Genomic DNA, 16104 nt, shown 5'->3' with positions numbered 1-16104 from the left:
TTTGTTTGTTCATCAAAATATTAACTTTTTCCCTCTACCGTTGTAAAAAGCTTGTAACTTTTAGTTGGGATCGGTCGTTTATAATTCAGTGTAGGATGGAACAGATTTCTAATTTTAGGTTTTTTGAAGAAATGAACGGGATTTCAAGAAAGGATGAGCGTGATTGCTGGCATGAAGAATTTATTTCTCAGAAAAAGACCTGCCAAGAGCCAGTCAGGCGATGAACATCAACAGGGGGAAACACCGTTGGAGACATCGACGGAGTCGGGGGAAAATACATACAACAATGAACACGATTACCCGACGAATAAACCTCCGTTACCTGAAAGTGAAATCGCTTCAGATGAAGTGGCTGCAACGACTGTCACTACCGTTGATGAACCCCAGAAGAAGATCAAACCAAAGAAGGATATGCTGCCTCCATATGATGGACCTGTACTGGAGGTGCGTAACGTGCATCGCAGTTTCCAGACAGGCAGTCGCATTATCCATGTGCTCAAAGGCATTGATATGGAAGTGAATCCGCAACAACTGGTCATGCTGAAGGGGCGATCAGGCTCAGGCAAAACAACACTGCTGAATATGCTCGGTGGACTGGATCAGCCTTCAAGTGGAGACATTCTGTTCTCCGGTCAGCCTCTTCAGGATTGGGGAGACCGGCGGCGGACCGCTTTGCGGCGCAAAGAGATCGGTTTTATTTTTCAGGCATATGCACTCATGCCCTTATTATCTGCTTGGGAAAATGTAGAACTGTCGCTGCGTATGGCGGACGTTCCGCGAGCGGAATGGAAGGACAGGGTTGGTCACTGTCTGGATCTGGTTGGACTCTCCAAACGGGTGAAGCACCGACCTTTCGAGATGTCCGGGGGAGAGCAACAGCGGGTGGCTATAGCCAAGGCGATTGCCCATAGACCCAGATTGTTGCTTGCGGATGAGCCTACAGCGGAACTGGATTCCAAGATGGGCGCTCAGGTCATGGCCGTATTCCGCAATATTATTGAAGTAGAACAAGTAACAATATGTATGACTACACACGATCCTACAATTTTGGAGGTTGCGGACCATGTTTATGAAATGGCGGACGGCAGATTTATCACGTAAAGGGGCCGCTCCGAAGAGGGGGAAACGCGCAGCACTTGTTGTACTTGGTGCAATAATGGTTGCAACGATGTCCGGCTGCTCATTGCTGCCGTCAGAAACAGAGGAAGAAGTGCTTCCACCTATCACACCACCAACGATCTCCAAGAAACCGGAATATGAAGTCCGGACGGAAACGTTGGAGAAAAAAGTAAGTGGCAGCGGTAAGATGATGAGTCAGCGGGAAGAGAAGGTGTACTTCACGCTTGATGGCATGCATGTCAAAGAGTTAAATGTTAAACCAGGGGATAAAGTGAAAAAGGGTCAACTTCTTGCTGTCCTCGATGTGGAGAGTGTAGAGAAGGAGATCCGTGGCAAGAAACTTGCTATTCGCAAATCCGAAGTTCAAATGAAGGAAACACTCCGCAAGAAGGATGAGATGGACCCGGTAGAGTTCGAAGAATCAACGATTGCGTTTGAAGAACTGCGCCAGGAACTCGCTGATCTGGAGGAACAACTGGGCAAAGCCACGTTGACCGCTCCGTTTGGCGGCACCGTTATTGCTGTGCAGGTAGAGAAGGGTGCAGCCGTGAAAGCGTATGATCCGATTGCTACCATTGCGGATACATCCAATCTGGTAGTAGCAGCTACCTTTGCCAAGGAAGATCTGGAGAAGTTCTCGGCTGGTATGAAGGCAGAAGTAGATATTAATGGAGCTGGTAAAGTCGCTGGCAAAATTAAAGTCATGCCTATTGCGGAAGCATCGGGAAGCGGCAGTGGCGAAGGGACGGGTGAAGGCGGTACGCCTCCAACCAAGGAAACGCTGGATAAGTATGTTATCGTTACACTTGCAAAAATGCCAAAAGGCGTCGAACGTGGTACACCACTATCGGTCTCGATTGTAACGCAGCGTACCGAGAACGCAATTGTGATTCCTGTATCCGCTTTACGCTCCATCGGTTCAAGAACGTATGTACAAGTGGTGGAGAGTGATGGCAGCAAGCGTGAAGTGGACGTTGAAGTTGGACAGCAGACATCGACAGATGTCGAGATTCTGAAAGGTCTGACCGTAGGTCAGAAAGTAGTGGGACGCTAATGGGGCTTCCATTGCTTCGGCTGCTGTTCCGCAAAATGTGGAACACGCGCTGGATGACCTTCAGCACACTGATCGGATTGATTGTGGCGGTAGCGTTCACCGTCAGTATTCCAATGTATGCCGATGGTGCGTTGAAACGGGTCGTCGCGCAAACGCTGCAGGATAACAGTGAAGGGTTGCCAGCCGGTTCGTTGCTTATGAGTTATCAAGCACCTGGTGGCGTGAAGACAGACACACGGGGTCTGGATGAAGTCGATCGTTATATTCGTGAGGATGTCCCTCGCGATATTGGTTTTCCTTTTCATACGTATGTGAATTCAAGATCTATTCGCAGCACAGAGGTGAGCCCGGAAGATCCAACCAAAGTGGATGCCAGCAGGGCGCGCAGTATGAGTCTGGGTACGATGAGTGGGCTGGATGCACAGGTGAATTACTCTGCAGGTGTGAAACCTGGAAACCAGGTCAAAGATGACACGATCGAGGCAGTCATGTTGGAAGAGGGCATGTATCGTAACGATCTGCATATCGGTGACATTCTGGAATATCCGGTGTATAGCGGTCTTGATATCACGTTACGTGTGAAGATTACGGGTTCCTTCAAGGCAGATGATCCGAACAGCCCTTACTGGGTACAAGGATTTGACGGCATGATGAATGGACTTTATGTGGATGAATCGGTTTTTAATGATGTTTTACTGAAGGAAAAAGGGATTCCACTTCAAAATTCACGTTGGTATTATGCCTTTGATCTGAAAGAAATTCAAACCAGCCAGTTATCAGGTCTGACTTCCATGCTGGAAAGGCTGGATATCGATCTGTACCAGCGGCTGAAAGATACGAAAGTGGACATCACCTTTGGTGATCTGCTCAAGCAGTTCCGCAGTCAGAGTCTGCAATTGCAGACCATGTTGTTTACCTTGGCAGCACCGATGATTGCGATGGTCTTTTATTTTATTGCGATGAATGCCAGACAGTCATTACAGAAGCAAGAGAGTGATATTGCGGTATTGCGCAGCCGTGGAGCTTCAGCTCGGCAGATCTTCTCTCTCTACCTGCTTGAAGGCATATTTCTGGGGGCTATTGCGCTCGTTATTGGGCCGTTGCTTGGTTGGTTTATGGCCAAGAGTATCGGTTCAGCAAGTGGCTTTCTCTCATTCGTAGATCGGAAGTCTATTCCGATCGGTGTATCAAAAGAAGCCATTCTCCTGGGCGTAGCAGCGGTCCTTGTTGCGATCATCGCATCCCTTATCCCTGCGATAACCTATGCACGGGCAACCATTGTATCGGCCAAACGGCGGCAAGCACGGACAGACCGCGCTCCAGTATGGCAACGCTGGTTCCTGGACGTTGTGTTGCTGGGTCTGGCTGGATATGGATACTACCTGTTCTATGAACGTCAGATGTTGACCTTCCAGACGGGAATGACAACCGATCAGCTGCAGGTACAGCCGTTTCTGTTCTTTGTACCCGCACTCGCGATCTTTGCGCTTGGACTATTCTTCCTGCGCTTGTTCCCATGGATATTGAAGCTCATCCAGCTGATCGGTCGTAAGTTTCTCCCGGTCCCGCTGTATCTGACATTAACACAGTTGTCGCGTTCATCTTCTTCATATTACCCGCTGATGATCCTTCTTGTACTGACACTGGGACTTGGGGTATACAACTCGGCTGCTGCTCGGACGATTGATCTGAATTCCACTGAGCGTACCTTGTACCGTTATGGTTCTGATGTGATTATGCAGACTGTGTGGGAAGGAACACCTGAGGTTAAACCTGGTGGTTCGGGACAGAATGGCGGTACAGGTGGAGGTCAACAAGGTGGTGGCAATGGAGGAGGAGGTTCTGCTGGAGGGGGTTCCGGCGGAGGAAATGGCGGTGGAGGTGCTCCAGGTGGTGGCGGTGGCGGTTCTTCGCAGCCATCCAAAGTCATCTACTCCGAACCTCCATTCGAAGTGTTCCGCAGATTAGACGGGGTTGAACATGCAGCACGAGTGCTGCAGACCAAAGGCAATATTATCGTCTCTGGTAAATCGGGCGGACAGGGGCTGCTGGTCGGAATTGATAATGTGGACTTTGCTCAAGTGGCATGGTTCCGCAACGATCTGTTCCCGGCACATCCCTACAAGTACCTTGACTTGCTTGGTAAATATGAAGGGGCTGTGTTGATCTCTTCCAAATTTGCTGACAAATTCAAACTCAAAACTGGAGATCTTGTCTCCATGGGTGTACAGGGACAGGCGATTGAATTCGTCGTGTTTGGGATCATTCCTTACTGGCCAGCCCAGTATCCGGATCAGATGCCATTTTTCGTGGCGAATCTAGATTATATCTATGATCAGGTGCCTCTGATTCCTTATGAGGTATGGTTGAAAATGGAACCGGATGCCAAAGTGGCTCCGCTTATGGAGAAACTTGCAGCAGAGGGCATTGAGTTATCTTCTGTGCGTGACGTCCGCACCGAATTGGTATCTCAGGGTAAACATCCGTCACGAGGTGGCGTATTCGGGATTCTGAGCCTTGGTTTCCTGGTATCCGTTATTATCTCGTTGATTGGATATGTGCTGTACTGGTTCTTCAACCTGTCCGGCCGTGTTGTGCAGTTTGGTGTATTACGGGCCATGGGGTTATCCCGGGCACAACTGAGCGGTATGCTGCTGCTGGAGCAGGTGTTCACAGCGGGGCTGTCGATCCTGCTGGGTATTGGGATTGGTCAGGTATCCAGTCGTTTATTCCTGCCATTCCTGCAAACGACGGATAATGTATCTGCTCAGGTACCTCCGTTCCGGATTGTGTTTGAACAGCAAGATATGTTGCAACTGTATGGGGTCACTGTGGTGATGCTGGTCATTGGTGCAACGATGTTGCTCTGGCAGATTCGCAGATTGCGGGTTCACCAGGCAGTCAAAATGGGAGAGGAGAGGTAAACGTGATCCAATGCGAAGGACTTGTCAAAATTTTTAAATCCAGCGATGTGGAAGTCGTTGCCCTTCAGGGTCTCAACCTGACTGTCAATCAAGGTGAAATGATGGCGATCATCGGTAACAGCGGTAGCGGTAAGTCCACACTGCTGAATATTCTGGGCGGGCTTGATCGTCCTACGGCTGGTACGGCCGTTGTGGGAGACTGGGATTTGCTTAAGATGACAGATGCCCAATTGGTCGAATACAAACGTCATACGGTAGGTTTTATCTGGCAAAATAACGGTCGTAACTTGCTGCCTTATCTCACTGCACTGGAAAATGTGGAGACTCCCATGATTCTGGGAGGCAAGCGTGATCGTGCTTATGCAAAACAATTGCTCGAATGGGTAGGCCTTAAGGATCGGATGCATAACAAATTGCATCAATTGTCAGGAGGAGAGCAGCAACGGGTAGCGATTGCGATCTCATTATCCAATCGTCCCAAAATTCTGCTTGCAGATGAACCAACCGGTTCGGTCGATTCCGAGACATGTGATACAATCATGGGCATTTTCCGAAGAATGAACAAGGAACTCGGCGTTACGATTGTCATCGTTACCCATGACTTGACGCTTGCTGGCAAGGTAGACCGGATCGTTGCGATTCGGGATGGCTTGACCAGTACCGAGTTTGTGAAACGCAACCCGAATCTGGATGATGAACATAACTTGTCCGAAACGGGTATGCCGGACATTCACGAAGCATTTGTCATTATTGACCGTGCAGGACGGCTTCAGGTGCCAAAAGAGTATCTGGAGGCCTTATCCATTGATAATCGGGCTACATTGGAATTTGACGGTGAACGTATTGTTATTACGCCACCAAGATAATTAATGAGGGGGAATTGGAAGATGAAGAACAGGTTGTGGGGAAAACGTGTGCTGGCTGTCATCGCTACTGCGACGCTGGCACTGCCGCTGATTGCCGGCTGTACGGCAAGTGAGGCCAAGGATACGGAACAGCGTGTATTACGTGTGGCAACGTTGTGGGGAGGACAGGATGACAGTTACTTCCGTCAGCAGTTCACCGATGCTTTTGAGTTGACACATCCCAATGTAACCATCGAAATTGTGGCTGCTGTTGATCAGAGCAGCATGTATGGGTATGGCAACACGGAAGAACAGCCGGAAGTTCCGGATACGATGGAGAGTCTGAAAAAGATTATGACTGGGGATAACCCGGTTGACGTTATCGTGGCCGATACCGCCACAGTGAAATCATTAATTCAGGAGAATCTGGTGAAACAGCTGGACCCACTGATGCAGGAAGATAAGTTTGATACCAGTGATATCGTGCCTAGTGTACTGGAGGGAATTAAGGACCTTGGGGATCAGAGCATTTATGCATTGACACCAACGTTCTCCTCATCCGCTTTGTTCTATAACAAGGGCATGTTTGCAAAAGCAGGCGTGGAACCGCCAACGGACAACATGACATGGGACGATATTTTCAATCTGGGTACCCGCCTAACGAAAGGTGAAGGTAAAGATCATGTATTTGGTTTCTCCTTCACGACATATCAGGGTGGTTCGCCTTACTACTCCATGCAGCAGTACTACAGCTCGTTGCAGCTTAAGACGTTTGATGACAAAGCAGAGAAGATGACCGTAGATTCTCCTCAATGGGAGAAAGTGTGGAGCACCATCAGCAAACTTGCGATTGATAAAGTTATTCCTAAAGGCGACGAACCACAGGATCAGAATCCGAGTGGGCGTTATGATCCAGTACAGGGTGACCTATTCCTGAGTGGCAAGTCAGCCATGGTTATTGGTGATTACAGCTATATTAATCAATTAATTGATGCCAATAAAAATGCGGATAAAATGAAAGACTTTACGAAAGTGGATTGGGATGTGGTAACACCTCCAGTTCACCCGGAAGCTCCTGAAATTGGAGGCAGCATCTATCTGAGCAACCTCATGGCGATTAATAGTGCGGCTCAGAACCCGGATGATGCGTGGGAACTGATCAAGTACATGAACAGTGAGGACTGGGCTAAGATCAAAGCACGTAGCAGCTACGAGATGGTATCACGGAAGAGCTTCATTAAGCCCAAAGACGGCCTGGATTATAACATTCAAGCATTCTATGCGCTGAAGCCGATTCCACCAACCAATACCAATCTGGATAAAATGTATCAAAAATCCCCAGGCTTATGGCAAGTCAATGAAAAAGGTATGGAATATTTCAACCAAGTACTAGAGAACAAAAAGACACCAAAAGAAGCGCTTGGTGAGTGGGCAGCTAAAGGAAACGAGATGCTGGAGAAATTGAAAAAGGATCCTAAAGCTACGTTTCAATAAGATTTGATGAAGTAGTCATATCATAAGTTAAGGATAGCCGCTGAAGATTTTAATCTTTGGCGGCTATTTTTATGAAAATGGGGCATTCTACAAAAAGCAGGAATAAATGACGACTCCGGAAAGGACGAGCGGTATGCACTGGGTATATTTCAGCAAGTTGTATGCAACCAAATTTCAGGCAGGATGTCTGGCCAAACGTATGGAGCAAGATGGGTGGATTTACGGTCATAATGAACCAGCGGAAGTGGAAGTTTATCGATCACGTAAAGGACGTTACGGTGTACGTTTTATTCCCTGACATTACCCCTTGACTTATATGGTGATGATAGTGTATATTAATTAAGTCGCTGTTTTAATATTTCTTACTGACGCGGGGTGGAGCAGCCCGGTAGCTCGTCGGGCTCATAACCCGAAGGCCGCAGGTTCAAATCCTGCCCCCGCAATTTAGTTTCACTTGGATGATTCACAGCCATCATCTGCACGTTATACATTATGTCTAGGGCCCTTAGCTCAGTTGGTTAGAGCGGTCGGCTCATAACCGATTGGTCACAGGTTCGAGTCCTGTAGGGCCCATACTCTTAAAACCCTTGCCTAGCAAGGGTTTTTTTCTGTCTGCATGTAAGGCTCTGGAGTAGAAAGTATCTTGTTAATGGTGTCTTTCTAGTATGCCCTTTTTTTCGAATCTCATTGTATGTCCATGCCGTACCCCAAATCTCGCATATACTATCCTATTCCAACCCATAGGAGGTAGATTTCATGAGTCAATTTATTGATGCAAGAACCTCGCAGAATGCGAGTTTGGCTAACTCTATTGCAATACCAATCCTGGTTATTAACACACCACAATTATTTGGCCAGATTGGTCTAGTGACAGGTGGCAGCATTGGAGCTAACCCACGGGTACAATTCAAAGGAACGGTGTCTGTGCAACTTCCTTTGGCACTCGTTGGTATAACCATTACAATTGTTAGGGGAACTTTGGCTACGGACCCTGTGATTTATTCCGCAACGTCTACGTTCAGCTTGAGTATCCTTGCACCTCAGATTATTACGTTCTCTGCAGATGACTTCAATCCGCCTATCACGCCTCAATTGACGTACACTGCATTTGTCAGTTCCAACTTGCTCGGTACGATCCGTGTAGGTCCTGAGAACTTTGACGGAGTGTTGTATTCCGACTAATATTGAGCGCCCATGCCTAAGTGAAACTAGATTAATAATCTTCTTAAATGAAGGAAATCACAGACCTGCCCTCAAAAGCAGGTTTTTTTCCTGTTGAAGGGGAAAACTGAACTTCATCGAGTAGGCAGGGTTCTATGATATAATGCATTACAGAGATTGAATGGATTGGACATAAAATAGTATGTGAACATCTGAGAAACGTATGAATTAGTTATAGAAAGCAGGTTTATATTTTAATGACGTCAAATGAAAGTCAACGTTTTCGTTACAGCGAAGCTCCGGTCTGGGATTGGCAAAGAGCTTATTATGAACAGAAGGGGTTACAAGCTTGGACAGAGAACCAAGTCCCGCAATATATTACCAGTAATCCGATGATTGCCACAGCGTATGCAGAGATGATCTTTGGCTTTCTACAGGACCTATCCAACAAAGGAAAGATCAGCGAGACCGTGACCATTCTTGAACTTGGAGCGGGTGTAGGGCGTTTGGCACATCAAATTCTCCTGAAACTGCTTGAGTTAAAGGAATTTGCCGGAATACAGTTACCACCTTTCAGATATGTGATGACGGATCTCGTAGCGGAGAATGTGCTGGGTTGGCAGGAGCATCCATCCATGCAATCCTTTATTCAACAAGGTATAGTGGATTTTGCACGTTTTGACGCTGTAGCGGATACGGAGTTGAATCTGGCCGTTGCAGGTACGGTTATTCGACCCGGTGATCTGAAACAACCGTTGTTGTTGATTGCTAATTACTTTTTTGACAGCATTCCACAGGAATTAATCTACATTGGCGATGGCGAGATCTATGAGTGCGATCTGCTTGTACAATCCCCGGATCATCGTCTTGATCTTGAGCCTGCTGAGATGCTGAAGAACATGACGCTGAGTTATGAATATCGCCGAGCACCGGAGTACAGTGCGGATAACTATCCGTATCAGGAGCTTATCACATTGTACAAAGAGGAACTGGAGGATTCGCATATTCTGTTCCCTGCAATCGGGTTGTCCTGTCTCGAACGGTTGAACAAGCTGTCACAGTCAGGTTATGTGTTGATTACCGCTGATAAAGGGGATCATCGCCTGGATAACTGGAAGTTCGCAGAGCCACCTGAATTCGTTCTTCACGGGAGTTTTTCTCTAACGGCTAACTACCATGCCATTCAATATGTCTTGGAACAACAGGGCGCCTATACACGATTCACAACACATCATTATAAAGATCTGAATGTTGGATGCATGTTGATGGTGGAGGAACCCATCAGTTATGTGAACACTCGTCTGGCCTACCATCGATTTGTTGAACGTTTTGGCCCGGATGACTTTTTCAGCATGAAACAATGGATAGACCAACGAATAGAGAGTATGGAGTTGAAGCATATTTTACCGTTTTGGCGTCTGGGCGGGTATGATGCTGAGTTCTTGATTCACAGTGCGACGCACATTTCCAGTCTTCTTCCTGATGCAAGTGATGAAGAAATGCTTGATATTCAGTCTGGTATTCATACGATGTGGTCGTCCTACTATGTGATGGAGCAGCAAGGGGGACTCGCATTTCTGGCAGGGCAGCTGTTATATGAGATGTATATGTATGAGGATGCGAAACGGTTTCTGGAGATATCGTTGGTTGCAGATTCGAGTAACCATAATCCAGCCGTCTTGTACGATTTGGCTGTGTGCTGTTATGAACTTGAACTGGAAGAAGAAACCCTGTCATATACCCATAAGGTACTAGCTCTGGAACCTGATCATGAAGAGGCAGCAGCGTTGCTCCAAAGTTTTGAGTTGATCTGAACGGAACAATTGTAGTTTGTCTCATGTATGTAGGATGTAATTGGTAATGTTTATATAGAAATTGAAACCTTTAATTGAACTTCATCGTATTAATGGGATATTAAACCAATTATTTCTATAGTACTTAAAGGAGACAGAGCTATGAAGAAAATGTTATCCATTGCATTATATCCACTTGCTTGGGTACTGGGGGCACTGAGTATTTTATCTGGAAATGCAAACAGTGTCGCAGACAGCGCTCTATTGGCTAAGGATATCGCGACAGATCGAAGCTATGATGGGCAGGCGATATATGATAGTATTGAACGTAGAAATGCCTAACTACATATCATTCAACTGTAAAGGTAATTGTTTCAGCGAGCAATAACATGAGAACCAATTACTCTTGAAGCGAAGTACGGTGAGCAGAAGTTCTGTCCGTACAACCTTTAAGCCGGTTTCGTACCTTATTCAGGTATGAACCGGCTTTTATTTATGAATGGGGGATGCCAGATGAAGATTATCATTGGACAACCGAGGCTCGAACAGGATTTGTTGCAGCTTGAAGCCGAACTCAAGCAACATCCTGATGCAGATGTATTATTTTTTCCTGAAGGTTATCTGAACCAGAATGTTGAGGAAGCTTGCAGGTTAGCGGCTGAATATGGGACCATGATTGTATCAGGTCATCGCAGACTGAACGAACGTCCAAAGGACCGATCCGTTATCATCAGTAAGGCTGGAGAGATTGTATTGGAGAAAGCAAAATATACACCTGCTGAGACGGTTGAGGAACAGGGTTGGGTAATAAGCACTTTGTTGTGTGATGAACTGGTCCTGCAAGGATTTTGCAACGAGAATATAGGAAGTGTGGACATTGTGATGCATTCCATTGGTGTGGGTATGTTCAGTGAAGAGCAGTACAGTGAGTGGGTCGAAGAGGCTCGGCAGATCGCCTTGCAGCATCAATGTATTGTCATGGGGACAAGCCATGCGGATGGTTCGTACCGTGATAGCGAGATCTCCATTCCAATCGCTTATTGTATAACTCCTGATGGAGAGGTTGTTCTGGCATCCCGAAGTGATACACGTACTCGTACAATCCTTCTGGACAGAGGAAATACAGACCCTTCACCTCAGGAGTCACAAGAAATACAACTGAGAATCTCCATCGATCCATCTGGTTAAGTTACCAGGCATGAATACCAGATGAATGGGCTGATGAACTTGCCGAATCGCCCGGTCAATTGCGCGGAATACGCATATGTTATGGCATACCTTGAAATTCAAAGGAGGCCAATCAAATGAGTCAAGTTGGATACGGTTGTGGTGGTAATGTTGGAGGATTTGGCGGTGGATGGACTTCTACAAGCGCAATTCTCGTACTGTTCATTCTGCTCGTAATCATCACAAAATCTTTCTGGCTGTAAGTCACGTGTAGAAACGTGCAAACAGTGGCTCCGCTGAGACTTCAGCGGGGCTTTTCCTATGTATAAGAAGCCACATATGCCATCCATGACATTTGACAACTGAAAACAATGTGCTTAAAATCACATAAGAGACTATTAACAGAGATTGAAGGGATAGCAATGCCGTTTATTCGCTTTAAAGGATTCACAGGTCCTCAGCTAGAGGAAGTTGTACCCCAAATTACAGAGCAGATGGCCCTAATTACTCATATTCCAAGGGAGAGAATGAAGGCAGAGCGTCATGATGTACAAGCGCTAACACCTTCTCCGGCTTCTATAGAGATTCTGATGTTTCAACGTGACCAGGAGATTCATAATCGGATTGCATCGTCGGTGCAAGCTATTTTGGAAGAAGCATACATGCCGGATGTGCATATTTTCTTCAATATATTGTCACCTAATTTGTATTATAAAAAAGGCAGGCCGCTGACAGATTATCGATTGGATTGAGATTGTGAGGGACGAGCAGAATGTTGCTCGTCTCTTTGATTTACATATTTTTCGTATGTTTAGTAATGGGATGGTTCCTGTGAACCCTGCTCAAGGATAATGAGCATATCGCAGACACAATAAACAAGGCTCCACCGATAAGGTATACCCATCGAACGCCCAGTTGATCTGCGACTAGACCCAAGATGACTATGGATACACTCATAACCGTGGATATCAGGACGCCATGAATGGTGTATACCTTGGTTAGGGATTCGACAGGTACACTGTTCTGAAGCGCTGTCTGCTGAGCCACATCACGAATCTGATTAACTGGACCCATGAGTATGCATAACACCAGAGCGAGCCAGGGCAGGTTGTTTAGACCATAAACGATGGTCAGCAGGCTGAAGAGAAGAGAACCCATGGTCATACTTGCGATTAGATGCTTCTGAATACGTTTGGCCAGTGCAAGAACCAGAATACCTCCAAGCATGGTTCCAACAGCGTAACTCGAGTTCATGAGTCCCCACCAACCTTCTCCTCGTCCCAGAGCTTCTTTTGCAAAGGCTAGCGTAACAGCTCCGATCCAGATGGAACCCGCCAGAGCCTGGGCAATGTCCATAAGCGTAATCAGTCGTAATGATGGATTGTTCCAAAGCATACTCCAGCCTTCTCTCAATACATTCCGCGATACAGCAGATTTCTGGGGTTGTTCTACATTCCGTGTGAGCGAGCCCATGGCAATCATGAAGATCAGAACGGCCCAGGACAGGCTTGTAGCTGCCCAGAATGTCTGTGACGCCCCCCAGTTCATCACGGCGAATCCCGTCATGGCATAACCGACAATGGTTACAGTCTGATTGGAGAAAGATAGCAGGCTATTTGCTTTTATAAGGTCTTCACCTTGAACCAATCGTGGCGTTAAAGTCTTCAGTAACGGAGTTTCCCATCCGTCCAAGAAGGATAGTATGACCACTCCGATCAATAGAAGCGGCAATTGTGAAATCAAGTGATTCAACGAAATGGCTATACAGGTCATGATTAATGTTTTGGCTATGGAAATGCTGATCAATAGTCTGGAGAATGGGAAACGGTTCACAAGTAATGGCAAAGTGAAACCTGCTATTATGCGTGTAATGATCTGAATAAGTGGAAACATTGCAGCAGAGAGTACCGATCCAGTGAGACCGTATATATACGTAGTAATGACCATGATATATATGACATTAATAAGCGAGAGCAGCGTTTTGGCGGCCCAGTACGGATAAAATGCGATGTTCATGCCAATGATGTCCTTTCCGAAACGATATATCTATATTACGGGCATTGTCATCTTCGCACCACAAACAAAGTTATCATTTTCCCGTCATTTCAGCACAAAAAAAGAAACTGCCCAATAGGACAGTTGTCTTCGGATTTCTATAGTTCATGCCATAGTCAGAGTGAAGGCGATAAGCAACATCAACAAGCTGGTCATTCTGACCATAGTCATATAAGGCCTGCTGGGCTCCGTTTCACCCCGGGAAATCCAGCCATATCGTAGATACCAGCCGAATTTTGGGAAACAGAAATTGATGATGCACAGGATCATGAATATAAAAAAGAGGGTTCTCATACCCATCTTCCTTTCTTGACTTACATAACAGATCTCATCTCAACGTTTGCGTCTGGTAAAAAAGACTACAATCAAAATGATAATGATGATAATTAACAAAAATTTCATGTATGTTCCTCCTGATGAGTTGTTTAGATTATTGTGGGATGTTAGTTATCAACTATTACCCAAGAACCACATGACTTGAATAACTGTGTTACAATTATAATATATTGGTTTTATATCAACACATACCATTCAGTTAGTTTTCTCTCCTTATAATGTACGATTGCAGAATATATAAACATTAATGTGTATGAGATGAAGGAGGAAGGCATGAGCCAACATAATCAACTCCCATTACAATGGGAATTTATCATCTCGAAAGTGAAATCCTCCGTGACGGTGGTCGATGCTACCTTGCCTGAGCTTCCGCTCATGTATGTAAACGAACACTTTACCCGGCTGACAGGATACACGTATGAAGAGTCTGTCGGACTCAATTGCCGATTTTTGCAAGGGCAGGATACAGACTCCGAAACGGTAATGCAGATCCGTGATGCATTAAAGAAACAACAATCCATTAAGATTGATATTTTAAATTATACAAAAAGTGGTCAGAAGTTCTGGAACGAACTGAATATTGATCCGATCTTTAATGAATCCGGAGAGTGCTTATATTTTGTAGGCATTCAATACGATATTTCAGAACGGAAGTATGCTGAACAGCAATTGAAGTTTGCCGCTTCCATGGCTGAGATGAACAGCAGAGGGCAATTGGAATTCATCGGCAAGTTGAATCACGAGCTTCGTACCCCGCTTAACGGCATTATGGGTATGATCGAACTTGTCGGTATGGGTGAAACTTCGGATGAGCAGAAAGAATATCTGGAGTTAGCACGTCAATCAGGTGAGGCGCTACTTAACATCATTAACAATAGCCTGGATATGGCGAAACTGGGCAGAGGCAAAATGGATGTTGAAAACATTGAGTTTCAACCTCTAAAGCTGATTCAACAGATTGTAAAGACACATGAGCCTGCGGCACGGAATAAACACGTACGTCTGCTCTGTCATGCTGATCTGAATGTTCCGGATGTGCTTATCGGTGATCCGCTAAGACTTCGGCAGGTACTGGATAATTTACTGAGTAATGCGATCAAGTTTACAGAACAAGGTGAAGTGCAGTTACAGGTGGATGTGAGGCAACAACTGATGGATACCGTTGTACTGATGTTCTCTGTGCGTGATACGGGGATTGGCATTCCCCAGCATCAGATCGAACAATTGTTTGATGCATTTACCCAGACCGACATCTCCCATGCGCGCCGCTTTGGCGGAAGTGGTCTTGGTCTGACCATCTGCAAAGAACTGCTGGAACTGATGAATGGCCAGATTTCGGTGGAGAGTACTGAGGGGAAAGGCACACAGTTTGAGGTGATACTGCCCTTGCTGCGCCATCAGGCCATTCCCAATGTAGGATAATCAAACAAGCTGGACAGCCGGGCGGTCTCGGCTGTTTTTTTATTTTATTGGATTGTTTTACGAACGGGCGTTCTGTTATAATGCAAGTGTTGAATGGGGGAGACACAGCATGAGTAAGAGACGCACAAGAAGAAAACGTAAAGGTAAGCAAGGTTTCAAAAAGCAGGTTCTGACGCTGGTAGCGATGCTGCTGGTAGCTCTTTATGCCTGGGCTGGGGGAGAATGGCCGGAGGAGATACCTAATCCATTTGTAGGGACTAACAAGAGTGTAGACCATACCATTACGTTCCCTTCAGAGCGTTATCCCGAAACGGCCAACCATATTAAAGCTGCTATCAAGGCAGGGCATTCGGATGTATGCACCATTGATCGTAATGGAGCGGAAGGCAATCGGGATTTATCACTTAAGGGTGTTCCGGTCAAAAAAGGTAAGGATCGTGACGAGTGGCCCATGGCGATGTGCGCTGAGGGAGGATCAGGTGCAGATATCCAGTACATTACCCCGAAAGATAATCGTGGTGCAGGTTCATGGGTAGGGAATCAGTTAAGTACATATCCGGATGGAACACGAGTGAAGTTTGTAGTGAAGTAACAACAGGATAGGTCGGGCAGAAACAAGGATAGTCAGGCCTGTGTTGTGAGGTCAGTGGTAGCGTGGTACAGGATAAGTAGAAGAGAAAAACCAGACGTGCATGCGTCTGGTTTTTTGGTATAAAGTGCTGGCATCAATAGAT

16 protein-coding genes and 2 tRNA genes are annotated in these 16104 nt (G+C 46.1%); 16 read left to right on the top strand and 2 right to left on the bottom strand.

Annotated features, from left to right (window positions below; genetic code table 11):
• Window positions 1-153: 153 nt before the first annotated feature.
• The 14 genes from MHB43_RS22395 to MHB43_RS22330 all read left to right on the top strand — a co-directional run bounded on the left by MHB43_RS22395 (window position 154) and on the right by MHB43_RS22330 (window position 12309).
• Window positions 154-1101, top strand: a complete 948-nt coding sequence (locus MHB43_RS22395; RefSeq protein WP_405118013.1) for an ABC transporter ATP-binding protein — start codon at window positions 154-156, stop codon at window positions 1099-1101.
• Window positions 1064-2173 carry an efflux RND transporter periplasmic adaptor subunit gene (locus tag MHB43_RS22390; RefSeq protein WP_405118012.1) on the top strand — a complete coding sequence of 370 codons (1110 nt, stop codon included), beginning with the start codon at window positions 1064-1066 and terminating at the stop codon, window positions 2171-2173. The genes MHB43_RS22395 and MHB43_RS22390 overlap by 38 nt, the downstream gene beginning before the upstream one ends.
• Window positions 2173-5097 carry an ABC transporter permease gene (locus tag MHB43_RS22385; RefSeq protein ID WP_405118011.1) on the top strand — a complete coding sequence of 975 codons (2925 nt, stop codon included), beginning with the start codon at window positions 2173-2175 and terminating at the stop codon, window positions 5095-5097. Before MHB43_RS22390 ends, MHB43_RS22385 begins: the two co-directional genes overlap by 1 nt.
• A 2-nt stretch (window positions 5098-5099) precedes the next feature.
• The gene (locus MHB43_RS22380) at window positions 5100-5963 is read left to right on the top strand and encodes an ABC transporter ATP-binding protein (protein WP_076211502.1); all 864 of its coding nucleotides are present in this window, start codon (window positions 5100-5102) and stop codon (window positions 5961-5963) included.
• A gap of 21 nt (window positions 5964-5984) precedes the next feature.
• Window positions 5985-7436 (top strand): ABC transporter substrate-binding protein, encoded by a 1452-nt coding sequence (locus MHB43_RS22375; RefSeq protein WP_076211500.1) that lies wholly within the window; start codon window positions 5985-5987, stop codon window positions 7434-7436.
• A 106-nt stretch (window positions 7437-7542) separates the two neighbouring features.
• A complete protein-coding gene (locus MHB43_RS22370; protein WP_047843730.1) occupies window positions 7543-7734 on the top strand; it encodes a hypothetical protein in 192 nt (63 codons plus the stop codon).
• Window positions 7735-7805: 71 nt separating this feature from the next.
• Window positions 7806-7879: transfer RNA gene (locus MHB43_RS22365), tRNA-Met, on the top strand.
• Between the two features lie 56 nt (window positions 7880-7935).
• Window positions 7936-8009 (top strand) — tRNA-Ile (locus tag MHB43_RS22360).
• 183 nt (window positions 8010-8192) lie between these two features.
• The gene (locus MHB43_RS22355) at window positions 8193-8618 is read left to right on the top strand and encodes a hypothetical protein (RefSeq protein ID WP_091014129.1); all 426 of its coding nucleotides are present in this window, start codon (window positions 8193-8195) and stop codon (window positions 8616-8618) included.
• Between the two features lie 236 nt (window positions 8619-8854).
• Window positions 8855-10411: a tetratricopeptide repeat protein gene (locus MHB43_RS22350; RefSeq protein ID WP_405118010.1), complete on the top strand. Its 1557-nt coding sequence runs from the start codon at window positions 8855-8857 to the stop codon at window positions 10409-10411.
• Window positions 10412-10552: 141 nt separating this feature from the next.
• Window positions 10553-10732: a hypothetical protein gene (locus MHB43_RS22345; protein ID WP_405118009.1), complete on the top strand. Its 180-nt coding sequence runs from the start codon at window positions 10553-10555 to the stop codon at window positions 10730-10732.
• 171 nt (window positions 10733-10903) lie between these two features.
• Window positions 10904-11578, top strand: coding sequence for a hypothetical protein (locus tag MHB43_RS22340; protein ID WP_405118008.1), 675 nt, complete (start codon window positions 10904-10906; stop codon window positions 11576-11578).
• Window positions 11579-11694: 116 nt separating this feature from the next.
• Complete coding sequence (locus MHB43_RS22335; protein ID WP_083657089.1) at window positions 11695-11820, top strand: sporulation protein YjcZ; 126 nt, start codon at window positions 11695-11697, stop codon at window positions 11818-11820.
• Between the two features lie 159 nt (window positions 11821-11979).
• A complete protein-coding gene (locus tag MHB43_RS22330) occupies window positions 11980-12309 on the top strand; it encodes a DUF1904 family protein (RefSeq protein ID WP_091028528.1) in 330 nt (109 codons plus the stop codon).
• 40 nt (window positions 12310-12349) lie between these two features.
• Here MHB43_RS22330 and MHB43_RS22325 read toward each other — a convergent pair whose 3' ends face one another.
• Window positions 12350-13573, bottom strand: coding sequence for an MFS transporter (locus MHB43_RS22325; RefSeq protein ID WP_405118007.1), 1224 nt, complete (start codon window positions 13571-13573; stop codon window positions 12350-12352).
• Between the two features lie 144 nt (window positions 13574-13717).
• Window positions 13718-13906 carry a DUF6199 family natural product biosynthesis protein gene (locus MHB43_RS22320; protein WP_145323098.1) on the bottom strand — a complete coding sequence of 63 codons (189 nt, stop codon included), beginning with the start codon at window positions 13904-13906 and terminating at the stop codon, window positions 13718-13720.
• 315 nt (window positions 13907-14221) lie between these two features.
• On the opposite strand from MHB43_RS22320, the gene MHB43_RS22315 reads away from it, so the two are divergent.
• Both MHB43_RS22315 and MHB43_RS22310 read left to right on the top strand, forming a co-directional pair.
• Entirely contained in the window at window positions 14222-15370 is a 1149-nt protein-coding gene (locus tag MHB43_RS22315) for a HAMP domain-containing sensor histidine kinase (protein ID WP_221825414.1), read from the top strand.
• Window positions 15371-15479: 109 nt separating this feature from the next.
• Window positions 15480-15962, top strand: coding sequence for a DNA-entry nuclease (locus tag MHB43_RS22310; protein ID WP_405118006.1), 483 nt, complete (start codon window positions 15480-15482; stop codon window positions 15960-15962).
• The last annotated feature ends 142 nt before the right edge of the window (window positions 15963-16104 follow it).

Origin of the sequence: Paenibacillus sp. FSL H8-0317 (assembly GCF_045040685.1) — a bacterium.
In the GTDB taxonomy this organism is placed as follows: domain Bacteria; phylum Bacillota; class Bacilli; order Paenibacillales; family Paenibacillaceae; genus Paenibacillus.
Note: the sequence above shows the minus strand (reverse complement) of the source record. Positions and strands in the feature narration are given on the sequence as shown.